Origin of the sequence: Desulfofalx alkaliphila DSM 12257 (genome assembly GCF_000711975.1) — a bacterium.
Lineage (GTDB): Bacteria > Bacillota > Desulfotomaculia > Desulfotomaculales > Desulfohalotomaculaceae > Desulfofalx > Desulfofalx alkaliphila.
Window position 1 is genome coordinate 42122 of record NZ_JONT01000011.1, and the last position, 24309, is coordinate 66430.

General features: G+C 48.3%; 20 protein-coding genes. 2 read left to right on the forward strand and 18 right to left on the reverse strand.

What is annotated here, in order from left to right; all coding sequences use genetic code 11:
* Positions 1-20: 20 nt before the first annotated feature.
* The 6 genes from BR02_RS0107400 to BR02_RS0107425 all read right to left on the reverse strand — a co-directional run bounded on the left by BR02_RS0107400 (position 21) and on the right by BR02_RS0107425 (position 8751).
* The gene (locus BR02_RS0107400) at positions 21-1274 is read right to left on the reverse strand and encodes an ammonia-forming cytochrome c nitrite reductase subunit c552 (RefSeq protein WP_238442424.1); all 1254 of its coding nucleotides are present in this window, start codon (positions 1272-1274) and stop codon (positions 21-23) included.
* 21 nt (positions 1275-1295) lie between these two features.
* On the reverse strand, positions 1296-1724 hold the full coding sequence (locus tag BR02_RS0107405; protein ID WP_031515733.1) for a NapC/NirT family cytochrome c: 429 nt from the start codon (positions 1722-1724) through the stop codon (positions 1296-1298).
* Between the two features lie 304 nt (positions 1725-2028).
* Positions 2029-3657 carry a hydroxylamine reductase gene (hcp, locus tag BR02_RS0107410; RefSeq protein WP_031515735.1) on the reverse strand — a complete coding sequence of 543 codons (1629 nt, stop codon included), beginning with the start codon at positions 3655-3657 and terminating at the stop codon, positions 2029-2031.
* Positions 3658-3745: 88 nt separating this feature from the next.
* On the reverse strand, positions 3746-3922 hold the full coding sequence (locus tag BR02_RS0107415) for a DUF362 domain-containing protein (protein WP_031515737.1): 177 nt from the start codon (positions 3920-3922) through the stop codon (positions 3746-3748).
* A gap of 121 nt (positions 3923-4043) precedes the next feature.
* Positions 4044-6272: a single-stranded-DNA-specific exonuclease RecJ gene (gene recJ, locus BR02_RS0107420; RefSeq protein ID WP_031515739.1), complete on the reverse strand. Its 2229-nt coding sequence runs from the start codon at positions 6270-6272 to the stop codon at positions 4044-4046.
* Between the two features lie 10 nt (positions 6273-6282).
* Positions 6283-8751, reverse strand: a complete 2469-nt coding sequence (locus BR02_RS0107425) for a heavy metal translocating P-type ATPase (protein WP_031515741.1) — start codon at positions 8749-8751, stop codon at positions 6283-6285.
* 334 nt (positions 8752-9085) lie between these two features.
* Here BR02_RS0107425 and BR02_RS0107430 point away from each other — a divergent pair, with 334 nt between their 5' ends.
* Positions 9086-10036, forward strand: a complete 951-nt coding sequence (locus BR02_RS0107430) for a sulfite exporter TauE/SafE family protein (RefSeq protein WP_031515743.1) — start codon at positions 9086-9088, stop codon at positions 10034-10036.
* A 31-nt stretch (positions 10037-10067) separates the two neighbouring features.
* Here the strand turns inward: BR02_RS0107430 and BR02_RS0107435 are convergent, their stop codons facing one another.
* The 6 genes from BR02_RS0107435 to BR02_RS14780 all read right to left on the reverse strand — a co-directional run bounded on the left by BR02_RS0107435 (position 10068) and on the right by BR02_RS14780 (position 18313).
* On the reverse strand, positions 10068-10883 hold the full coding sequence (locus BR02_RS0107435) for an extracellular solute-binding protein (protein ID WP_031515745.1): 816 nt from the start codon (positions 10881-10883) through the stop codon (positions 10068-10070).
* Positions 10884-10885: 2 nt separating this feature from the next.
* The gene (locus BR02_RS0107440) at positions 10886-11266 is read right to left on the reverse strand and encodes a PadR family transcriptional regulator (RefSeq protein ID WP_031515747.1); all 381 of its coding nucleotides are present in this window, start codon (positions 11264-11266) and stop codon (positions 10886-10888) included.
* Positions 11267-11319: 53 nt separating this feature from the next.
* Complete coding sequence (locus BR02_RS0107445; RefSeq protein WP_031515749.1) at positions 11320-12126, reverse strand: PD-(D/E)XK nuclease family protein; 807 nt, start codon at positions 12124-12126, stop codon at positions 11320-11322.
* Positions 12113-14317, reverse strand: a complete 2205-nt coding sequence (locus BR02_RS0107450; protein WP_051688192.1) for an ATP-dependent helicase — start codon at positions 14315-14317, stop codon at positions 12113-12115. Before BR02_RS0107450 ends, BR02_RS0107445 begins: the two co-directional genes overlap by 14 nt.
* Positions 14314-16305 carry a UvrD-helicase domain-containing protein gene (locus BR02_RS0107455; protein WP_031515753.1) on the reverse strand — a complete coding sequence of 664 codons (1992 nt, stop codon included), beginning with the start codon at positions 16303-16305 and terminating at the stop codon, positions 14314-14316. The genes BR02_RS0107450 and BR02_RS0107455 overlap by 4 nt, the downstream gene beginning before the upstream one ends.
* Positions 16306-16414: 109 nt before the next feature.
* Entirely contained in the window at positions 16415-18313 is a 1899-nt protein-coding gene (locus tag BR02_RS14780; RefSeq protein WP_051688193.1) for a methyl-accepting chemotaxis protein, read from the reverse strand.
* A gap of 128 nt (positions 18314-18441) precedes the next feature.
* Between BR02_RS14780 and BR02_RS0107465 the strand changes: the two genes are divergently transcribed.
* A complete protein-coding gene (locus BR02_RS0107465) occupies positions 18442-18693 on the forward strand; it encodes a DUF1540 domain-containing protein (RefSeq protein WP_031515756.1) in 252 nt (83 codons plus the stop codon).
* Between the two features lie 48 nt (positions 18694-18741).
* Here the strand turns inward: BR02_RS0107465 and BR02_RS0107470 are convergent, their stop codons facing one another.
* From BR02_RS0107470 to BR02_RS0107495, 6 genes are all read right to left on the reverse strand, one after another.
* On the reverse strand, positions 18742-19248 hold the full coding sequence (locus tag BR02_RS0107470) for a hypothetical protein (protein WP_051688194.1): 507 nt from the start codon (positions 19246-19248) through the stop codon (positions 18742-18744).
* A 130-nt stretch (positions 19249-19378) separates the two neighbouring features.
* Positions 19379-20071 carry a protease complex subunit PrcB family protein gene (locus BR02_RS0107475; protein WP_031515760.1) on the reverse strand — a complete coding sequence of 231 codons (693 nt, stop codon included), beginning with the start codon at positions 20069-20071 and terminating at the stop codon, positions 19379-19381.
* 96 nt (positions 20072-20167) lie between these two features.
* On the reverse strand, positions 20168-20737 hold the full coding sequence (locus BR02_RS0107480) for a xanthine phosphoribosyltransferase (protein ID WP_031515761.1): 570 nt from the start codon (positions 20735-20737) through the stop codon (positions 20168-20170).
* A gap of 36 nt (positions 20738-20773) precedes the next feature.
* Positions 20774-21706, reverse strand: coding sequence for an ABC transporter permease (locus tag BR02_RS0107485; protein ID WP_031515763.1), 933 nt, complete (start codon positions 21704-21706; stop codon positions 20774-20776).
* Positions 21706-22770: an ABC transporter permease gene (locus tag BR02_RS0107490; protein WP_420795385.1), complete on the reverse strand. Its 1065-nt coding sequence runs from the start codon at positions 22768-22770 to the stop codon at positions 21706-21708. Before BR02_RS0107490 ends, BR02_RS0107485 begins: the two co-directional genes overlap by 1 nt.
* An 8-nt stretch (positions 22771-22778) precedes the next feature.
* Positions 22779-24308, reverse strand: a complete 1530-nt coding sequence (locus tag BR02_RS0107495) for an ABC transporter ATP-binding protein (RefSeq protein WP_031515767.1) — start codon at positions 24306-24308, stop codon at positions 22779-22781.
* Between the last annotated feature and the right edge of the window lies 1 nt (position 24309).

Below are 24309 nucleotides of genomic sequence, written 5' to 3' on the forward strand. Positions count from 1 at the left end.
ATCACTCCGCAGGTAGATAATTAGTTAGCTTTTTCCACTGCTTCCCTAGCCAGTTGGATAGACCGGTGACCATAATCAATTGACTTTCCTATGTTGTTCATCGATTCGGCGGGGTTGTGGAACCCGTAACCGTTAGTTACTATCACATAGTCCAGATACCATTGACCCTTGCGGTGCATTTCTTGGGCCTGCTGTAAAAGCCCTTGATCAACACCGGGAGTCTCCCGGGCAATCTTCAACTCGTTGATGGCCTGCACAATTACATCGCCGGCAATATCCTGCAGTTCTTTAGTCTTGTTTTGGATGTCATTAACCCTGTCCACAAGCCAATCTGCCTCCTGACGGTGACAGGTGTTGCAGCTTTGTTCTATATGGTTCAGCGGACTTGTCCACTGGTGGGAACTAATTTTCACATTACCCACCTTGACGTAGGGCATATGGCAGTCAGCACAGGCCAAACCTGCCGATTGGTGAGTGCTGCCCATGAAGATCTCATATTCGGCATGACGCGGTTTAACCAATGGACTTCCGGCATCGGGATGAATCCACTCATCAAAACCCAGATCGTCAAAGTATGACAGTATTTCATCTGCCTTTATGCCCTTATCCCAGGGGAAGGTAACCTTTTTGGTTTCCGGCTGGAAGTAGTAGGTGACATGACACTGGGCACAAACCAAGCTCCGCAGCTCTTGTCTGCTGGCTTCAGTGATATCCTTCCCTTGTCTTTCAAAGGCCTCTATCAAGGCCGGCCGGCTAATGCGCAGATCCATGGTCTTAGGATCATGACAGTCCAGACATGCTATGGGATGTGTAATCTGGGAGTTGATTTCTTCAAAGGACATTAAATAATAATCTTCGCCGTACCTTTCAATCAAGGACGGTACTTCAGAGGATTTACAGGTGTTGCAGGCTGCACCGGTCTTATAGCGATTGGGATCTATTGCCCTGATGTCATCAAGGGTGTAGAGGTGTCCCCGGGGTTCGTTAAACTCTGCCGCATAACCGGTTCCTGCGTACATGATCTGCATATATGGTTTGGTTTCAAAATGTGAAGGTTGCTCAGTGTTTTCATAGTTACTTAGGTAACTGTCGTATTGATGGGGATAGTATATGCCCCAAACCGCAGGATCTGCTTCATCGGCCTCAATTTCACCCAAGGGCCCTGCGGTTACCAGTGTATTGTTAGCTTTGTATAACATAAATCCTGAAACAGCCAGTGCAATAATTGCAATCACAGAGAAAATCGCTAAAATACGGTGTTCTTTAGCTATCAATTATCTAATTTCCTCCTTTCATTATCTTTGGTGCGGGGTATGGCGATGGCAGTCAAAGCAATTTTTTCCGCCTGCTCTCATGGTGTCTCCTATTTGTTCCAGCAGATCACCGTGACACCGAATGCAATTGCCTTGGATTACTATTTTACCGTGGTTACTGGTTCTAATATCCGTTGGCACAGTATTGGTAACCACCGCCACAACGTCCCTGGTGCCGGTATAAGCTTTATAAGTGGCGCCAAGAACATAGTTGTGGGGAATATGGCAGTCCCCACAGGACGCCTCAAACCGGTGAGCTGAATGAAGATAGGTGTCAACATGTTCTTCCATCACGTGGCATTGACCGCAAAAACTGGGCCCATCCAAGCCAAGGGCGGGCACATTAGAAAGCAACATCATACAAAATCCCACAAATGCCAAAGTAGTTAACCAAATTATTTTTTTTCTCATTACCCCGCTTACCTCACCCCTTCCTTTTTTTGTATACTTATATTACCAGAGGAGAGCACAATACACCAGTTATTTTCTTGCAATTTGCAATTTTTAGTCCAGAATAATATTATTGAGTATGTTTGTGGAAAAGTTTGTTATTTTAATCCAAATTATCCTTTTTATAATGTTGACAAACAGGTTACATCCTGTATTAAGGGGGCAGGGTAAACTGTAAATCCCCGGGGGGCTTATTCACTGGGCCCTCTTCAGCGGTGCATTTAAAAAAAGTCAGCCCAAGAGCTGACTTTTTTGATTATCCTTATTAGCCTAAAATAGCAGCCAGATCTTCATCTGCTGTGCCGATGGGTTTAATATCAAAGTTCTGCACCAGTACATCCAACACCGCCGGGGTGATAAAGGCGGGCAGGCTGGGGCCTAAACGGATGCCCTTAATGCCCAGGTGCAGCAAGGTGAGCAGAATTGCCACTGCCTTTTGCTCATACCAGGAAAGCACCAGAGACAGCGGCAGATCATTTACACCGCAGTCAAAGGCTTTAGCCAGTGCCACAGCAATTTGGATAGTTGAGTAAGCGTCGTTGCACTGACCGACGTCTAACAGCCGCGGAATGCCGCCGATATCTCCTAAATCCTTATCGAAGAAACGGAATTTACCACAGGCCAGGGTTAATATTACGGTATCCTTGGGTGCCTTTTCCACCAGTTCAGTATAATAGTTACGGCCGGCTTTCACACCGTCGCAGCCGCCCACCAGCATAAAGTGCTTAATTTGGCCGGCTTTAACTGCTTCGATAACCTTATCGGCCACCCCAAGGACTGCGTTGCGGCCAAAGCCTACCATGACTGTGCCCTTATCCTCATCGGCGGCAAATCCGGGCAGCTCTAAAGCCCGTTCAATTACCGGACTAAAGTCGCTATTGTCCACATGTTTAACCCCTGGCCAAGCCACCGGTCCGGTGGTAAAGATGTTTTGCTGATATAGCTCTTGGGGCTGCTGGATACAGTTGGTAGTCATCAGTATCGCCCCTGGGAATTCAGCAAACTCTTTTTTCTGGTTCTGCCAGGCAGTGCCGTAGTGGCCGTAAAAATGGGGGTATTTCTTTAATTCCGGGTAACCGTGGGTGGGCAGCATTTCCCCGTGGGTATAAATGTTAATGCCTTTACCCTCGGTTTGTTTTAGCAGTTGTTCCAGGTCTTTGAGGTCATGGCCGGAAACTAAGATGCACTTGCCTTGTTTTGCACCCAAGGGAACTTCGGTGGGTACCGGATGTCCATATGTACCGGTATTGCCGGCATCCAGCAGTTCCATGGCCCGCAGGTTTATTTCACCGCATTTAAGCACCAAACCTACCCAGTCATTGAGGCCCAGCTCTTTATTGGCAAAGGATACCATTGCCTCGTAAATAAAGGCATAAACAGTATCATCATGCTGGCCCAGAATTGCTGCATGGTCAGCATAAGCGCTAACTCCTTTAATACCGTACAATAAGATTTGTTGCAGGGACTGTATATTGGCATCAACATCGCGGGCGGTAGGCAGGCCCACCTCCTCACCCTGTTTAACTAAACCTTCCAGGTCAGCAGCAGGCTTAAAGTTAGCTGCCGGATCGGCAAATTCTACATTTCCGCCGGCCTGGGCAACTTTGTCCTTTAGTTGGGCCGTATATTCAACGGTCTGATTAATCAGCTGCTGCAAACGCTCCGGATCAAAGACCACGTTGGTCAGGGTAGAAAAAATAGCCAGGCAGACAAAGTGATCTATTTTGTTGTCTTTTACGCCCAACCTACGTCCTTCATGGGCATAATACGATAAGCCTTTCACAGCATGTAGCAGTAAATCTTGGAGGGCGGCCACATCCGGTTTTTTACCGCAAACGCCGGTTACAGTACAGCCTGTCCCCTTGGCAGTTTGTTCACACTGATTACAAAACATCTTGTTTCCTCCCCTTTGACATATTTTTTATTAACCAACCATGTCCATGGAACACAAGCAAAAAATGCGGTAGAAGGTTTATATTTAATTATTCAACTAAGGTAATAGAGCCGGTGGGGCAACTACCCACACAGGTTTCACACTCAATACAATCATCTGGATTTACTACCTTTGACACTTCAGCGACCTTAAATACGTCGGCAGGACAAACACTTTCACAGGTACCACAGGCAATACAGGTTTCTTCATTAACAACCGGATGCATAACTATCCCCTCCTGTTTTATTTATCTACTTTATTATACAGGTAATAACATAAAGAAAATAGTGGAAATCCTAAAAAAATCATTATTTTGCGAATATTCCCCCCTTTAGTCCAAAGGCGGCTTAGGGCAGCTGGGCCAGCAACTGCTCGGTACCGGCCTGCAGCATAAACCTGCGATAGGCGTTGCTTTCGTTCAGTAGTTTTTTTAGCGGCTCCGGCGGGGCTTTTTTCTTCCCTTTTTTTTGGCTTGGCTTAATTAACATTTGCCCCCTGCCAGGCATTTGGACCTCCAATAGTTCTAAACGCTGTAAATGCCTGATCAGCTTCATCACCAGCAGCTCGGTATGTCCGGTTACCGCCGCCAATTCAAAGACATCGGTACTTCCTCCCCGCCGGTTAATGATATACTTTAGATAGCCCATCAAGGTTTTTATAACATCGCTCAAGCCTGGGGAAGTGCTAATGGAATATGCCAGCACCAGTTTTCGGGCCCCGCTTAGGGCAATAACTTCCCGCAACACCCGGGGATCGGGGGGACAGGTTAACAGCACTAAACGGTCCGCAGGGGTCATCAAATAGCGGTGGTTGACCCGGTAAGGAAAGTCCTTTAATGGCGGGCCCTCGTAAAAGTAGAGGGCATCATTAAACTGGGGTGGGCTGTAGCCCAACTCCCGCCAGCGCCGGTAATCCTGTACCTCGATCACTTGTTTTTCTACCCTGGCTTGGGCAGGGGCTTCCTCTGCCTCCTCTAGATTGACCACCACCAGCTGCACCGCTTCTTCCCCCTGCCAGCGGTTTACAGAAAGATTATATAAGAGCCGGCCGCTTTTTATGTCCTTCTTATCTCCGCCCCACCAGTAAATGGCCGGCATTTGGCTGCCGCCATGCTCCACTACCAGGCGCAGGTGTTTGTCCCCGGTGGTGGGTCGAGCATTGAGCACCTTGACCTGGGGGCAGTAAAACAGAGGTTGGGGCCAGCCCTCGCCAAAGGGAGCCAGCCGGCGCAGTTGATAATACAAGCGGCTGTTTACCCCGCCGATGGGCAGTTCCAGATCATAGGTGGGCCCGGCATCCTTTAGGGCTTGTTCATTCATTTCAGATAATACTTTGGTACAAAGGCCGGTAAATATGGTTAATTGGTCCCGGTGCAGTGAAAGGCCGGCGGCAGCGGCGTGGCCGCCATAGCTCAGCAAGTAGTCAGCACATTTACCCAGTGCCCGGTAAATATGTACCCCTTCCACCGAACGGGCTGAACCCACAATGGTTTCCCCATCATCCTTTTTACACATGAGCACCACCGGCACCCGGTACTTTTCACACAATCTGCCGGCTGTGATACCGATAATGCCCTGGTGCCAGTGGGGTTGATAAAGTACTATGGCACCGCCCACCGGGCCGGCTAACAGTGCCTCGGCCTCGGCCAGCATTTGATCACCAACCTGGCGGCGCTGTTGATTAATTTTGTATAATTTTTCTGCCCAGGGCCGGGCGGCCTTTTCTTCTCGGCAGAGCAGCAGTTCCACTGCATCTTGGGCAGTTTCCATCCGTCCGGCGGCGTTAATGAGGGGCGCCAGCTGAAAAGCAATATGCTCTTCAGTTAGTTCATCGGCATTTAAGTTACACACTTGCAACAGGGCCTTAATGCCCGGCCGGTAAGCTTGGCGGATTTTAGGCAAACCCCGCTGCAGTAAATAACGGTTTTCCCCGGTCAGGGGCACAACATCGGCCACCAGGCCTAAGGCCACCAAGTCCAGGTATTGCTCTGCCTCCTCTTCCCTATGATACCGGGCCAGCAGCAGCCGGGCCAGAAAATAGGCCACCCCCACCCCGGGCAGGTGGCGGGCCCGGTGATTTTGGGGCAGCAGTTGGCAGCTTACAATGCCGTTTGCCTCCGGCAACTTGTCGGGCAGTAAATGGTGGTCGGTAATTATTACATCCATGCCCAGCTGCCTGGCCAAGGCCACCTCCTCCACATTGGCTATGCCACAGTCACAGGTAAGTATCAAGTCTACCCCTTTTAAAGGCATTTCTTTAATCACCGCTGCATTTAACCCATATCCTTCTTTAAACCGATCGGGCACCTTATATATTACATCTGCACCCAGGGATTTTAACACCGACACCAGCAGTGCCGTGGATGTAACCCCGTCCACGTCGTAGTCACCGTAAACACAAATCCCCTTGCCTGCATCCACTGCCTGCTGAAGATAATCGGCGGCATTTTCAATGCCGGGAAAATCAGTGGGGTCTGTGGGCTTATATAGAGCCGGGTCTAAAAAGCCGTCCCAAAGCTCCCTGGGTACACCTCTCTTGATTAGTATGCCGGTTACCATGTCAGTTAACTTTTTCATTAAAAACTCCTCAATCCATCAATTCTGCCGGGGGTTTGAAGGTCCTTAACCTTAGGGTATTTAAGACCACGGAAATGGAGCTAAAGGCCATGGCGGCAGCGGCAAGCATGGGGTTTAAGATAATGCCAAAGAAGGGCCATAATATACCCGCTGCCACCGGAATAAGTACAATGTTATAGGCAAAGGCCCAAAAGAGGTTTTGCCAAATCATCACCATGGTAGCCTTAGAAAGTTTAATGGCTGTGGGCACCCCCCGCAAATCGCCCCTAATCAGGGTAATATCCGACGCTTCCATGGCCACATCGGTACCCGTGCCGATGGCTATACCCACATTGGCCTGGGCCAGGGCCGGGGCGTCATTAATGCCGTCCCCCACCATGGCCACCACCTTGCCTTCATCCTGTAGCTTTTTAACTTCTTGGGCCTTATGTTCCGGCAACACCTCGGCCAGCACCCGATCAATGCCCACCTGGCGGCCCACTGCCTCTGCGGTGCGCCTGTTATCTCCGGTGAGCATAATCACTTCAATACCCATTTGTTTTAAAACTTTGACAGCCTTTAGCGAAGTTTCTTTTACAGTGTCCGCAACGGCCACCACCCCGGCAATGCTGCCGTCAATGGCAATAAACATCGGGGTTTTTCCTTCATCGGCCAACTGATCTGAGGTTTTTAGTATGCCTTCCCCAAGCTCAAGCTTCTGGGACTTCATTAGCCGCAGGTTGCCTATTAATATCTTTTTACCGTTCACCTTAGCTGAAATTCCATGACCTGGAACTGCATCAAACTCTTCCGGTTCAGCCAGTGATATCCCTTTTTCCTGTGCACTTTTTACAATGGCTTCACCCAGGGGATGCTCAGATCCCCTTTCCACCGAAGCTATTAAATACAAAACTTCCTCCTGTGCATAGCCGTCATTTACAATTAAATCGGTAAGGGAAGGTTCACCCACAGTAATGGTGCCGGTTTTGTCAAATACTATTGTATCAATCTTATGGGCAGTTTCTAAACTTTCGGCTCCCTTAATTAAAATACCGTTTTCGGCCCCCTTGCCGGTGCCAACCATTATGGCGGTGGGGGTTGCTAAACCCAAGGCACAGGGACAGGCAATTATCAGCACCGCAATAAAGGTTGTCAGCCCAAAAATTAATGAGGGCTCGGGGCCAAAGTACCACCATAAGAGAAAACTAATTACCGCTATGGTCACCACCGACGGTACAAAATAGGCGGCAATTACATCCACCAGTTTTTGAATGGGGGCCTTTGAACCCTGGGCTTCTTCCACCAGCCGTATTATCTGTGCCAACATGGTGTCTTTACCGATTTTAGTGGCCTTAAATCTGAAAGCACCGGTTTTATTGATGGTGGCGCCGATAACTTGGTCCCCTTCGGATTTTTCCACCGGTATACTCTCCCCGGTTAACATGGATTCATCCACCGATGAACGGCCGCTGACAATTATGCCGTCCACAGGTATTTTTTCACCGGGGCGCACAACTACTATGTCACCCAAGACCACATCTTCAATGGGTATGTCCACCTCTTGGCCGTCCCTAACCACCCGGGCGGTTTTAGCCTGCATACCCATCAGGCTGCGAATGGCCTCCGAAGTCTTGCCCTTTGCCTTTGCTTCCAACAACCTGCCCAGTAGAATTAAGGTGGTAATTACCGTTGCCACATCGTAATAGAGTTGATATGGAAAACCCAATCCGGTTAAAAAGCCCGGGAATAAGGTCATGGCCGCACTGTAGAGCCAGGCCGAGGAGGTGCCAATTGCCACCAATACATTCATGTCGCTGGTGCCGTGGGATAGGGCGGCATAGGCACCCTTATAAAATCTCCATCCGGAGATAAATTGAACCGGAGTGGTTATCAGCAAAAGAGTGATAGGCATGGTTAAAATTGCCGGTACCCATTGACCCCAACCTTCAACCATATGGGGCAGAGAGCCCATCAAGACCACCGCTGTCAGTGCCGCCCCAAAAACAAAGTCAAAGGTTAGTTTTTTCATTTCCTTTTCCCGCTCTGTTTTTTCCCGGTCTTCGGCGGTTTCCCTTACCGCCTCAAAAACTTGATAGCCAAGCTGTGCTATTTTATCCTTAATGTCTGCCAGTGAAGCAGTGTCACCGTCGTACTCCACTGCCACCTTTTCAGTGGCCAGGTTAACGGACACAGAGTTAACACCCTCTAATTTGCTTACACCGGTTTCAATGCGCCGGACGCAGGCAGCGCAGGTAACACCGCCCACAGGTATTATTGCCCTCTCCGCTTGGGCAGGGTAGGCCTTAAAACCCATTTTTTCAACAGAGGCAATGATTGTTTCCAGCTTCACAGCCCCTTCATCATAATTAACGGCGGCCTTTCCGGTGCTGAGATTTACGTTGGCCTCCCAAACACCGTCTATTTTTTTAATTCCCCTTTCTACTCTGCGTACGCAGGCAGCACAGGACATACCTTTGATTTTTATTGTCACTTGAGCCATAAAAAACATCCCTTTCTGTAAGTAAAAAACATCTTGTTTAAGTTACCAGCCTAATTATATCCGATACCGGCTATATATTGCCAATTATTTTAGCACTGAAGGACATAAAGCCCTTCAAAACAGGCTTGAAAAGGACAAGGCCCGGCAGCCGGCCAATGTCAGCCACTGTCCTTAGCTTACCGGGTCTTCAAGGGGCTTATAATTGTTCAAAGGTAACTGGGCTATGCCCGCAAATAGTTATTGAAATCACAATCCTTAAATGCTAAAATTAATGCAAGACTATTTGCACTGTGCATATAGTGTTATAAAGCAAGCTTTTAAGGGGGGAAATGAAATGTATTTTCCGGTGGCCGGAATTGAGGTAGCCCCTTGGCTGCCTTTCCTGGCGGGTTTTTTGGTGGCTTTCTTTTGTAGTATGGGCGGGGTGTCCGGGGCTAATCTGCTCTTGCCCTTTCAAATGAGCGTACTTGGTTTTACCACCCCGGCCGTAAGCGCCACCAACCACTTCTTTAACATCGTGGCAATACCCAGCGGGGTTTATCGGTATATCCGTGAAGGGCGGATGGTGTGGCCCTTGTGCATCATGGTCATTATAGGCACCATTCCCGGGGTTTTTGTGGGAGTTTGGGCCAGGGTGCATTATTTGCCTGATCCCACTCATTTTAAATTTTTTGCCGGCTTGGTTTTGCTTTACATAGGCGGTATGATGGTTCACTCCCTGCTTAAAAAACCGGCTCCGGGCAGTGACAAAAAGTCGGCTGAAAAGCGCTTTCAGGAAATGGTCCTCCAATTTCGTAAGAACCAGGCAGATAAAGTAAACCAAGAAGCTCTGCCCACCACCAAGGTAGTAAGTTTCGGTATTAAAAAGATGGAGTACACCTTTTACGGTGAAACCTTTTCAGTTAACCCCATAATTATAATTTCTTTTTCTTCCTTTGTCGGCATAGTGGGCGGCATTTACGGCATCGGCGGCGGGGCCATTATCTCTCCCATCTTTGTCGCTATTTTTAAGTTGCCGGTTTACACCATAGCCGGCGCTTGCCTGATGGGAACATTTCTCACTTCATTAACGGCTGTTTTATTTTATCAAATTATTGCTCCCTTTTATCCCCATTTGGCCGTGGCTCCCGACTGGATCTTGGGCTTGCTCTTTGGTTTCGGCGGAGCCTTGGGTATGTATTTAGGGGCCAGGGCGCAAAAGTTTGTACCGGCAACCTTCATTAAGTGGGTACTGGCCTTTGTATTGATTTTCGCTGCTTTAAGATATGTGGCAGAAATTTTCTAAGGCGGGCATTCTTGCCCGCCTTAAGCTTTTGTTAATAGGGTATTAAACCGCATTTTTCTAATAGGTGTTGGCCTTTTTTACTGAGTATTAATTCTAAAAATGCTTCTGCCACCTCTTTATTCTCTGCATTTTTAGGAAGGGCCACCGCAAATTCTATGGGTGCCCCTGTTATCGACACCCTTTCGCCGGATTTCTTTCCCTGTAAACTAACGCTTGCTTGGCGGTAATTTTTCGCTTGGGCAGGGTTGGACAGATTTATTTTTTCAGGCAAGCTGACATATTTTAAGCCAAACTGATTGGCAACACAAAGATAGCTAAAGGCGTAGTCCAGTTTACCGACCAAGACATCGGAGGCCAGGTCGTAGGATTTGGGGTAGATAAATTCTTTGCTGCATTTTTTGTCCAGCTTTTGAAAGAGCTTGGGGCTTTGGTAATACTTCTCTGCCAGCTGCCAAACCATCAGGGTGCGGTAACCGCAGGGGTCAAGGTTATCATCGGAACGGCCGAAGGTAATATTGTCCTTTAGTAAAATATGATACCAGTTGTCGGCATTGATTGCCCCACTTTCCCCGGAGAGTTTATTATATGCCAATACAATTTGGTCGTTGGCAAAGATATAGTATTTGTCAACATATTTGGGCACCAGCAGTTCCTCAAAGAGCATTGGATCAGCCAGGGCTAACACATCCACCTTTTTGCCATGGGCAACCTGCTTAGCACATGCCCTTGAGCCATGGCCCTCCAAGATTATATTAAGCCCCGGGTATGTGTTTTTTAACAGCTTAGCACACTGGGTAATGGGCATCCGCAAGGCACCGGCATGTAATATCCTTAGGCTTGTCTTCATGGCTATTCCCTCCCCGCCCAGTTACGGTATTCATTTAAAAAGGTCTGTAAATTGTCAACCTTCTCTTTTACTAATTCTACACAGTAAATTAAGGCCCTTTCCCCCTCGGCGGTTAATTGGTATAACCTTCTCGACGGACCTATTGATTCAGCCTGCCACTTGGAAATAACCAGCCCGTCCTCTTCCATCTTGCGCAAATTTCTGTATATGGTTGCCGGGTCCACTTCCAGCTCGCAAAAATTAGCTTCGTCAATTTTTTGGATTAGTTCATAGCCGTGGGAAGGTTTTTGGGAAAGAAAAAAGAGCAGTGTAGGTACCAGCATCTTATCTAAGCGCCCGGCAAGGTGCCGGTATACTTTGTTATTGTTATTGTATTCCCCCACCAAATCACCCCTGTTCGCCGCTTCCTTTTACGCCCTTGTGTAATGTAATAATGTTAAAAGGTATATTCTTCTATTTCATCCCATGCCAGTTCCAATTCATCTTCTTCGCCCTCCGGGGGCTCAATCATTGGCTGCCCGTGGCAGAGCGGTGAATATTCACAGTGAGCACAGTTCTTTACATTGCTGGTGGCGTAAAATTCTGCATAGCTTCTGCTTTCAATATCCTTAATCTTTTGCCTAATATTTTTTTCGTCACTTTGATATTTTTTTTCGTTGTAGGCCAGTGACACCGGTTGGTTTGGATACCTTGGATTCCAGTACACCATGGAAACATCCTCCGGCTTTAACTGCCCTATGGGAGTATATATGCCCCCTGCCCTTACCAGCAGGTAGCGGTACAGTATTGTTTGAATGTGATGGGCCAGATAAGCCTCTTTTAGTGGGCGGTCGTTGGTCTTCCAGTCGTAAATCACTGCCCTGCCGTCGGGTAATATTTTCAACAAATCGTATTTGGCCACCAGCCGCAGTCCCTCCCGGTTAATGCGCAGTTCTTGTTCCGGCAGGTAGATGCCGCTATTATCCCTGGGGCAAAAGTCAGCCATGGCCCGGATCCACCGGATCACCCTCTGTGCCTCTTCCCCTTGGCCCTCTCCCACCGGCAGGCCGCTGTAATAGCGTTGGGCCAAGAGGTGAAAAAGCTGGCCCAGTTCTATGGCTTCCCGATACTCTTCCTTGGTAACCCAGTTTCCCGGCCAATAAAGACCGTCAATATACCGGCGGCGAAACTTTAAGTAGCAACTGTCAAAGGCACCCAGTGCCAACTGACTAAAATATAAGTCTTTGATATCATGTTTTGTCATTGGCGGCACGCTCCCTTGCCATAATATTCCTCAGTGCAATCAGCGCTTCACTGGGCCCAATTTTTTTCCTGAAGTAATTGTCGTAATAGGTGAGCAGTAAATTCTTTTTTACCCTGGTGATGGCCACATAGAGCAGTCTTAAACGCTCGCTTATTTCATCAATTTTAAACTGCCTGATGGGGTTTGTTGCGGTCTTCCCGGTGTGGGCCTTGAGCTCTGCCTTAATCCTGGCCATGGGGCTGTTTTTGTCTTCCTTTAGGTACCACATATCGCTTCTAAATTTGTCCTTAACAGTGCTGGGGTATTCACCGGCGGTAACCCCGGTGAGGTAGACGGTATCCCATTCTAATCCCTTGGATTTATGGGTGGTAATAAGGGATATCACCCCCGGGCTGGGCTCAAAACCCTGCTGATCATTCACCGCTTTTAAATAGGTCCGCACTGAACTCTCCATGGCGGGCAATTCTTGAGCAATATCCACCAGGTGCCAATGGGGGTATTGATGCAGCTTTTGGCGTATTAGCAGTGCCAGGTTATGGGCTATGCCCAACTGTTCCAATTCTAAGTTCATATCCTCAGCCAAAAACAGCACCAGTTCATCGGGGGGCATTTTCACACTGGCATCTAACCACTGCTGTAGTTTATTAATTCCCTGCACAAACCTGCCATAAACTTCCGGGTCTGAAAACTCTTCGGGCATTTCTAACCAGGGCAGGGCTTCACCCACCGGGTAGAGCACCTGCTCCGGAGAATATTTCTCAAACAGGCCTCCCAGTATCACCTGGGCATCATCATTTAGGTCTGATACAAAAATATTTTTCATCACCCTTATCAAATTACCGGTGTGATGGGGTTTTGCCAGGTAAGTCAGCACTTCCTTTACATCCGCCACTGTTTTTTTCTGCTTATTGGTAATTTGGCCCACTTCCTCAAAGGGTGCATTCAATAGGTGAAATTGTTCTGCGTACTTCTCTTGCATCCGCCGGGTGGGCACCAGCACTGCCACGGTGTTCTCCGGATTTTGCCGCACATGTTCAGCGGCTAGCCGGGCCACCCGTTCAGTTTCTTGCTCTTGGTTGGAAAAACCCTTGATGTGTATGGTGTAGCCATTGGTTTTTGGATTAGGAAATCGGTCCCTGTCATCCACCGGCCGAATATGCTGGGGCTCCAGTGCGCTGCGGCACTCCTTTTGGGGGTGGCTTTCGTTTACCCAGTCCACCAGCCCGTTGGCCAGGTTAATTATCTGGGTGGTACTGCGACTGGAATACAATATTTCCTGCTTTACCACATCCGGCCGGGCGCAGTAGTTGCGAAAAATCTCCGGCTCTGCGGCAGTAAAAGTTCCCAGAATTGCCTGGTTGGAATCGCCCACCCGTACCAAGTTTCCGCTGTGGGCAGATAACAAGAGTAGAATTTCCTCCTGCAGGGGTGAAGAATCCTGGGCCTCGTCTTCAAAGAAAAGCGTCCAGCGCTTTTGCAGGCGTTCTAACACCTGGGCTTCCTCTTTTAACAGGCGAAGTGCCTGCACTATTAAATCATCAAAGTCCAGCAGACCGTTCTTGTTTAGTTCCCTGGTGTATTGCCGATATATGTCCAATGCCCAGGCCAGGTATGAGCTGTCATCCAGCCGGGCCCGCATTTCTTTAATTTGCTCTGTGTTTAGACCCGCAGCTTTAATAAAGCTCACCGCATCCTTAATAATTGCGGGTAAATCCCGCTGTTCCCAGCTTTCCAGTGCCCGGTGGTACCATTTATCATGGCTGGGTATATTGATTGGCTCCATCCACAGTTTACGGTTATTGGACATCCAGTCTTGGGTCAGTTGGGCCAGCAATTTTTGCTGGCTGCCTTCATCTATTATTTGAAAGTTTTGGTTGATCAGTAAAAACTCCGGTTTTTCCTTTAAAATGGTCATCGCCAAGGAGTGCAGCGTCTTAACATCGTAGCCTTTAGAACGGGGCAGTCCCCGGTCCTCTAAAAAGTCACCGATGCGGCTGCGAAAGTTGGCCACCGCCGAATTCATCACAGTGACTATGAGAATTTTACCCCCGCCCGTTGCCTGCTTTTCTATTAAGTCCGCCGCCAAATAGGCCAGCACCGTGGTTTTTCCGGCCCCCGGCACCGCAGGCACTGCCATTTTCCCGCCCCGGTAGGCTGCCACTTCCCGCTGGCCCGGTCTTAAATTAATCACTGACTGCCACCCCCCTGCTGCACGGTTTCAATAACATCCACCAGTATACTTTCCTGTTCCCAGCCTTGGCTGCTTAGGTGACTATGGGCGGTGTAAATACCCTGGCTGCACTTTCCCAGCAGTCCTTGGACCAGCAGCCTTAGTTTTGCTTCCCTCACCTCTTGGTCGGTGGCATCATCCCACAGCAGGCCCTCTTTCCACCGCCTGGACAGCACCCAGGGGTTAGCCAGCTCTTTGGCCATGCCGGTCAGCCAGCCCCGGCTGCCCACATCCAGCCAAATTTGATATTTAACCGGTGCCACATGGGGATTTAATATCAAGTTTAGCGGCGTAGTCAGAATTACCTTGTCGGTGTTAACCGGGGGACGGTAAAGCACATCCGCTGCCAGCGTACCCCTTTGCACCATATCAATAAAGCTGTAGCCCAAGGTCTCTTCGCCGCCGGGGCGGTAGCTGGCCAAAACCCGGCGCAGTTTTACCGCAGAGTCAATTACTTGGCGGCAGGCCAATAGGTCCTCTTCAGCCTGCAACAAGGGCGACAAGAGTTCCGCAAAGGCCTGTTGAAAGAGCAGCTCTATATCCGGTCCGGCCTGCCTTCGCTCTTCTACCCACCCCTGCAGCTGACGGTAGCGCTCTGCATTGTCAAAGCCCACCCGTTCAAGGAGCTTTAAATTGTCTATATCCGGCAGTACCAGTTCATTTTTAAAAATTTCCTCGGCTAAAATACCTGCCCGCACCGGGTCAATGCCCAGTACCAAGGATAGGGTCTGCACCAGGCCGGAAAAGTTAATTTGCCTTTCCCACTGGGGGTTGCACAATAGGGCCAGTGTTACCATTGCCTGGGCAAAGGGTTGATCCAGTAGTTTTTTACCCCGGCTGACATTGGCAATGGCAATGCCCTTTTCTTGCAGTTTGTTAGTTAATATAAACTCCATTACCTTATCCACCATGGGGGCTACAAGGGCTAGGTCCCCCGGGTTTGTTCCGTCAACCACCAGTCTTTCCACCCTGGCAGCCACCTCTTCCAGCATTTCCCCCCGGCTGCCGGTGCTGATATGGCCGGCCAGCATGGCGGCATTTTCTATGGGTCCTTTTTGGCCGGCAATTAAACCGGCCAGATATTGGCCAAAGCGGTCACCTGCCCGGTCCACCCCCAGCTCTTCTTTTTCACAGCGGGGCAATATCTGTCTTATTACCCCCTCGGGATAGGCACCGAAAAACACGGTGTGGCCGCCCTGGGGGTTGTAGGCAAATGTACTGCCCTTGCAGGTGTCCATCAACTGCCTTATCAGCCCTTGGGCAGCAAAGACCGTTTCTTCTATGTCATCCACCAAGAGATACTGCCACTGGCCGGCTAAGTGTTCTAAGTAAATCTTATCTTGCATCAGTATCCGGTTAAATAATTCGATCATCAAGGAGTAGTCCAAGGTAAGGGTGGCCAGGCACTGCTTGCGAAATTTTTCCATCACCGTTACCCCTTCAGCAAGGGCAGTTGCCTTTTCTTGGCTGTGACTTGCGGCACCCAGCTGTATTAAGCGCCGGCCCGCCTCTTCCAATGAAATATTATTTACCGCTGCCTGGTTTAAGTTGTCAATTAGCTGCAGGGCCAGGTGTTCGGAAGTGGATTTAACTTCAGCAAACATGCCTTGCTGACGGGCCTCTTCCACCAATAGCCCCATCAAATAGTGAGCAGACTCCACCGTCATAAATACTGGCTGCAGGTCTTGGCCGGCAGTGGGCATTTTTTTCGTCACCAGCGGCCAATACTTCTTGATTTGGTTTTGCACAAAGCCAAAATAAGTATATATATGCAGGGTGCCACAGGCGGCTGCCTGCAGTGATTTGCGCCACTGGGATACATCGGCGGCAGAACGCAATAACACTAAAATGTTATCTGACTTTATCCCTTGGGCCAGCAGTTGTGTATAGTGTTTCTTGAGCCTTGTGGTTTTACCGCCGGCCACCGGGCCACAAATAACTTTATTCATAACATACCACCTTTTAGATAGATTAAGACAAGCCAGGTGAAGGTTTGCTATAGTAATATCTATTATAATATAACACCCGGACCACATGTTAGCAGTCCGGGTAAAGGTATTATTTTTTGTATTTAGTTGTAATGGCTTCCAAATCCTCCGCTGTCTTATTTAAATCTTCAGCCGAAGCGGCAACCTCTTCCATGGCAGCCGTTTGTTCTTCGGTGGTGGCAGCCACATTTTGTACCGCAGCGGATACTTGCTCTGCGGCCGCAGCCACATCGCTGGCCCGGATGTTCAAGGCCTGTACCAATTCCATAATGGATTGCAGGGAGCTGCTCACATCATTTACAACCTTGCGGCCCTTGGACACCTCATCCTTACCTGCGTCCATGGCATGGACAGCCTGGGCAGATTGAAGTTGTACCTGATTAATAATATGGTTAATTTCCCCCGCCGAGCGGGCCGATTCTTCAGCAAGCTTGCGTACTTCATCGGCCACCACCGCAAAGCCGCGGCCGGATTCCCCTGCCCTGGCCGCTTCTATGGCAGCATTAAGGGCCAGCAGGTTAGTCTGCTCAGCTATGCCGTTGATAGCATCCACCAGTTGACCGACATTGGCCACTTCCCTGTTTAACTGCTCCACCGTTTGAGCCACATTGTTTGACGATTGCTCAATACTTTGCATGCTTTCCAGCACCATAATAATCTGTTCCTGTCCCTGCTCCGCCTGCCGGCTGGCTTCGGTTAACTCGCCGGACACTGCACGGATGTTTTCTGCCATGTTGTCCACTGTGGCAGAAACTTCAGTCACAGTGGAAGCATTGGCTGTGGCTGCAGAAGAAGTTTGTGCTGCCTGGGCTGACAGGGAGCGGGAGGTATCGGTCACCCGATCTCCGGCCAGGGCAATGCTGGTCATCAGCTCTTTCAGGCTTTTACGCATATCTTCAAAGGCAGCTGCCAACACCCCTATTTCATCTCCACTGTTCGCCTTAATCTCTTGATCTAATTCCCCTTTAGCCACATTGCCGGCGGCACCCACCAGGGCATTGATGGGCCTAACCGCTTTTTCAGTTAATAACCACCCCACTGCCAGCAGTGCCAGGGATGTTAAAGCAATGGCTATAATGGACCTTCGGTTCATGGCGTCGGTCGCTGCAAAAACTTCATCCCTATCTGCCACCACAGCCAGCAGCCAGCCGGTGGTGGACATATCCTGGTAGCTAATTATAGAGTTTGTATCCTGAAACTGATATTCTAGCTGTCCGCTTTTTTGGGCTAACATCTCCCTGACAACTTCAGCCAGTTCATCGTCCACTAATTCCCCTGGCTCAGTAATGTTTTCCAAAAGCAACCTTTGATCAGGATGGGCAATCACTACCCCATTGCTGTCCATGAGATAAGCTCTCCCATTTTCCCCATATTTCATATCCATCACTAACTGGGCCATGCTATCTAAATTTAGCCGACTGTACAAGACACTTTTTAACTGTCCGTCACTTTTCACCGGAGCGGCTATCACCACTGCCGCAGTGCCGGTAACATTGGAAATCAGCGGCTCAGAAACAGCAAAGTTACTGCCGGCTACGACTTCCTTAAAATAAGCCCGATCACCCAAATTCACCGGGTTGTCATCGGTATTTATTGCCATGCCGTCCGGTTCTATTATGCCAAAGTTATCAAACATGTTCCCCGGCTGGGTAAGCTGCTGCTGCAATTCCCTTTTTAAATAGTCCAGGGCCACCTCACTGTCTTCATTTTGCAGGGTGTCGGTATTTGCAATTACAAAAAGAGTGTTCTCGTGTCTGGCAATCATTTGATCCAGCATTGCACTGTTAACAGATGCACTGTTTTTTAAGGTCCCATTAACATTTTCTACCTCGTTTTGAAAACTTAAATACGCAGTGCCGGAGTTAATAACTATCAGCACCAACACTGCCGCCACAATTAAGCCCAAGAACTTAATTCGTAGGCTTACATTAAGTAAGGCACCTAAAATGCCCGCCGGTTTTTTTTCCATATTTATCCCTCCACACATGATTACTTCGACAAAAAAATCATTTAACTTACATGTCCCATCAAAAATTTACAGAATTAATGAAAAATTTTTTGCCCATAATATATTTAACAAAATGGGAGGTGACTTTATTGGCACAACAACACATTCACTGTTCCGTCAACAACTGCCACTACTGGCAAAATGGCAACAAATGCATGGCCAATGAAATTGTTGTGGTAAGCGACGATTTTGGTGCCCAACAGCCGGACTATGTTGACGCATCCCTGGCCCAACAAATTGCTCCCACACCGGCAGAAAACTGCATGCAAACCTGCTGTAAGACCTTCGTACACAAAAACTCAAGTCAAATTAAAGCAGACAAGGTATATAGAACCCAATAACAGCAAAGGGGCGCAATGGTAAATTGCGCCCCTTGTTCTTATGTACTTTTAATGAAGCATTAGTTTTGGTTGAGTGAGGTTGCTTAATACATTTATCAGGTAGTCCACTGTTTCTTTTTGATGTTCATCAATTTCCAGTTCTTCCACCTGTTCTAATAAATTCCATAATCCTCGGTTGACATCCCGAATCAGTAAAGCAAAGGGTTTAAACTCTCCCTTGTCGTTCATACCGGCAGACAAGCCTTTGGTCACCAACTCCCAATCACACATTAGTACCAAGTGCTGCTTTGAAGTTACATGTCGGAAAAACTCCCACATTTCGGGGGTAAAACCTACCAATATGCCTGCTCCCTCTTCCCAATCAATGTCTAGCACCACCATAAACTCGTCGGAGTTTACCATAACCAGTTCCCAACTAAACCAGTAATCAATTTCTTCCCCTGCATGAAACATTTCAAACAGGTCAGATAAATCTTCCTTTAAGGTGGGTAGCACTAATACCAATGCCTCGTCAGATTCGCCAATAAATTCCGGAAAAATAATTTCTTTTTCCAAGGCCAACCACCTCCTTCTTATCTTCTATGCCTATTCGCCACCACACATAAAATTCCTGCTTAATTGCTTTCATTTCGCCGGTGTTATAAGAAGTAACAACAGCCGCAATTTATTACGGCTGTTGTTGTTCTTAATCAACCAATATTGTAATTACCTGTTCAATTTGCCGGTTAGTTTCTATAAGCTTGGCGTCGCGCGGGTGAGTAATCACAGTGAGATAGGCTGAGCCGGCTTGGGGCTCCCGGGTGGTATAGGTTACATATAGGCTACCTTGGTTTACCACCACATCTTTTATTTCAATAACATAACCACTGGAAGGTTTGCTTCCCCACGTCATTTCCAGCATATAAGCACTGTCCCTTTGCGGTATTAAGTTATAGCTAACACCATGAATATTTTTAGTGCCGGATTCAGTTTCTTCCGTTGCTGCCAACCTTTCAACAAGATAATCTATTTCCTCTTTGGCCACCGGGGCATCCAGTTGTTCAGTATCCCAGTCGCTTGGCATCATACCCAAGCGGTACAAGAGTTCTAAATTGGTATACTGCCGGTTCGTTATTTCATTTAAGATAATGCCCTTGCTTTCTAATTTATTAATTACGGCATTGGCTAACTGATCCCTGGTAATATTTTTTACTGTGCCCTTGGTAATCTCCTCTAAAGAAGTTGTAAATTCAACACTGTGCTGCAGCGGTTTTTTTACCTCTTCCACCGCCGGTAATTTCTGTTCCACCCCGCCTCCGGTTTGCTGGGCAGTGCTACCCACCGCAGGCATCACAATTAAAAGACCTCCAATTACCAAAGCAGCCAAATACCTTTTCATCTTACATGGCACCTCCGTATACTAAATAGACGAAAAAAATGTTTATTTAGTTCCATAAATATTAAAACACAGGCCAAAAAGCCTGTGTTTTAATATTTATATAAACTCCACTTTGCCGTCTTTTAAGCTGGCTACCCTGGCCAGTGACTCAATGCGTATACCTTGGGCCCGCAGTTCTTTACCGCCGCCCTGAAATGCTTTTTCCACCACAATGCCCACACCCACCAGGGTGGCCTTTGCTTGTTTTACAATACTATGCATGCCCCGCAAGGCCTCTCCCCGGGCTAAAAAGTCATCCACTATTAATACCCGGTCTTCAGGTTTCAAGTAAGATTTAGAAACAAATATTTCAACCGCTTCTTTTTTGGTATAGGAATACACCGAAGAGCTAAAATAGCGGTGATCTATTGTGGCGGCATGTTTTTTCTTGGCGAAAAGCACCGGCACATTGAGTGCTATGCCGGTCATTAAACCCACAGCAATGCCGGAGGCCTCCACAGTGAGGATTTTAGTCACCCCTTGGTCTGCGTAAAGGCGGGCAAACTCATCACCAATGGCTTTGATAAAATGCGGATCCAATTGGTGGTTGAGAAATGAGTCTATTTTTAATATATGATCAGATATTATTTTTCCCTCTGTCAGTATTCTGTCCTTGAGCAACTGCATTTTAAGATACCCACTTTCAAATTATGTTTAGTTTAGTCATCGTTCTTCCCGATCATAGTATACTCCCAGGGCCCTAGGGGCACCCACCCCACCGGTTTGAGACCTGCGGGTGGCAATAATCAGTACCAGGATGGTACAAAGATAAGGGAGCATACTCAGAAAATATGCAGATACCTGCACATCCATCAATTGCATTCTAAAGCCAAGTGCATCTATACCGCCAAACATATATGCACCCAACATTGCATAGAGGGGGTTCCAAGCGGCAAAGATCACCAATGCCACCGCTATCCATCCCCGGCCGGCGGTCATGTTTTCCATCCACGAGGGTGCATAGGCAAGGGATAGATAGGCCCCGCCAACCCCTGCCAGCATACCGCCCACCACAGTGTATAAATAGCGGGTGAAGGAAACACTGACGCCCAGCGAATCGGCAGAACCGGGGTTTTCACCCACAGCCCGCAAGTTTAAGCCCATTCTGGTGCGGTAAATATAATACCAGGCAAGGGGAACTAAAATAAAACTTAGATACACCAGCGGATCATGGTTAAAAAATATCGGCCCCACAATTGGAATATCTGATAAAAAAGCAATTTTTACTGACTTAAAGCTGGATACTAAAGGCTGCCCAATATATGCCTTGCCTAAATAACCGGATAATCCTGTACCAAAAATGGTCAGCGCTAACCCGGTCACCACCTGGTTGGCCCTTAGGGTTACTGTCAGGGCGGCATGAATTAAGGCCAAGAGGCCACCGGCAAACATGGCCGCCATCACCCCAAGCCAAGGGTTGGCCGTTAAAAAGGCTACCATAAAACCTGTTACCGCACCAACTAACATCATACCTTCAACACCCAGGTTGATTATACCCGAACGCTCGGTAAAAATCTCCCCCAGGGCGGCGAATAAAAGCGGGGTACCGGCTGTAATTGCAGCAGTACAAATGGTAATAATTGTTGTCGTTTCCATCAGTTACCCCCCACCTTCTTGCTATTAAATACGATGCGATAACGGGTTAAGATTTGTCCACCCAATACAAAGAACAAGATCAAGCCCTGCAACATAGATACAATGGCTGCAGGAATACCGGTGGTTTGTAAACTGTAACCTCCGGCTTCTAAGCCACCAAAGAGTATTGAAACCGCTATAATGGCACCGGGGTGCAAATGCGACAGCCAGGCTATAATTATGGCGGTGTAGCCATAACCCACACTGATACTATCCTGTAAACGGTGCATAAGGCCAGATACTTCGGCCATGCCGGCTATACCTGCTATGGCCCCACTTACCATCATCACTAAAATAATATTTTTACTAATACTCATACCCGCATAACGGGCGGCGGTTTCACTTTCACCGATAACCTTAACTTCATAACCCCAGCGGGTATGTTTCATGCCATAGTATATTATAACCGCCAGCACAACGGCAATAAGCAATCCGGCATGGACACGGCTGTCCCCAAAGGTGGGCAGCCTGGCCGCATCTGCAAAGGCCGCCGTCAGCGGAAAGTTAAATCCTTGGGGATCCCTCCAGGGGCCGTATACCAGGTACTCCATCCATAGGATAGCCACATAGTTTAGCATTAAGGTTGTTATAATCTCGTTTACACCCAGGTATGCCCGGGGAATTGCCGGCAGCATACCCCATATGCCGCCGCACAGTGTACCCATGATGAACATGGCAGGTATCAGTACCAAGGCCGGATAATCCGGAAAATTCAAGGCCACCCATGTGGCACCAACGGCACCCATTACCAGTTGTCCCTCGGCACCGATGTTCCACAGCTTCATTTTAAAAGCAATGGCAACCCCCAGTGCACACAGCATAAGCGGTATTGATTTTACAATTGTTTCCGAAATGCCATAGCCGGAGCCAAAGGCCCCCTTAAACATTGTCATATACGCCCGGGCAGGGTCATGTCCGGACAACCACAAAAACACCGCTCCGGTAAGCAAAGCCAGTACCACCGAAAATAGCGGCACCAATATGTTGCCCGCCGGCGAAGCATCAGCCCTTTTTTCAAATGTCAACGGTGAGTTCATGAAGCTTTAACCTCCGATTTTTTAGAACCTAACATCATTAGGCCTATTTCTTCCGGGGTAGTTTCTTTTACAGGCACAACACCCATTAATTCGCCCTTATAAAGTACACCCACCCGGTCTGCCAGTTTAAATATTTCCTCTAAATCCTCTGAAATCAACAGTACTGCCGTTCCTCTGGAAGCCTGTTCCAGCAGTAGGCGATGCACCGCCTCTGTGGCAGCAATATCCAGTCCCCTGGCGGGAAAAACTGCCACCACCAGCTTTGGCTCAGCGGATAACTCCCGGGCCAGCAGCAGTCGCTGCTGATTACCTCCGGACAAGAGACGCACCGGGGCATCTAGGGTGGTGAGTTTTACTTCAAAGTCTTCAATCATCTTTTTGCTATAGGCCACCGCTTTTTTTAAGTTAATGAATAACCCTTTGCTTATGCCGGGGCTGCGGTAGTTCTTTAAGATTAAATTATCCAGCGCACCCAAGGCCGGCACCAATCCCGTTCCCAGGCGGTCTTCAGGCACGTAACTGATGGCATTATTAATGGCTTGTCTGGAAGTCTGGTTGGCTATGTTTTTTCCGTCTAAAACTATGCTGCCGCTTGTTATGTTGCGCAAGCCCACCAAGACCTCAGCCAGTTCACGGCGGCCGTTACCGGCAATACCGGCAATGGCCATTATTTCACCGGCGCCAATGGTTAATGATATGTCATGCAAGCCCGGCCGGTGGCCCTGGGCAGCGGCATTAACCCCAGACATTTCAAGCATTGGTTTGCCGATTATTTTTTCTTGGCGTTTGGCAGTGCTAATAAAGTCATGACCCACCATTAACCGGGCCAACTCCTTGGCCGTTACCTCACTGCGGGATAAGGTAGCCACCGATTTTCCCCTGCGGAGCACCGTTACACGGTCGGCAATATCCATTACTTCATGCATTTTGTGAGTGATAATCACCACACCATGGCCCCGTGCTGCCATCTGCCGCAGCGAAGTAAACAATTCCTGCACCTCTTGGGGAGTGAGCACTGCGGTGGGTTCATCTAAAACCAATATTTTAGAGCCCCGGTAAAGCATTTTTGCAATTTCTACCCGCTGTCTTTCCCCCACAGAGAGCTGCCATATTTTAGCAGTGGGATCCACGCCCAAACCATAGCTCTCGGATAGTTGTGTTAGCCTCTTTTCCACATCTTTGGTGCGCAGGATAAGGCCCAGTTCCTTGGAGCCCAACACTACATTTTCGGCCACAGTAAAGATATCCACCTGTTTAAAGTGTTGGTGAACCATTCCGATGCCAGCGGCAATGGCATCCCTTGGGTTCTTAAAAACCTGCCTTTGTCCTGAAATAAATATTTCACCCTCATCCGGACGATAAAAGCCGGAAAGAATAGACATCAGCGTACTCTTACCGGATCCGTTTTCGCCCAGCAGGGCATGTATTTCCCCTTCTTTTACCGTAAAATTTACTCTGTCATTGGCTAACACACCGGGAAATTTTTTGGTGATGTTCACCATTTCTATTAATGCATTGTTACTCATA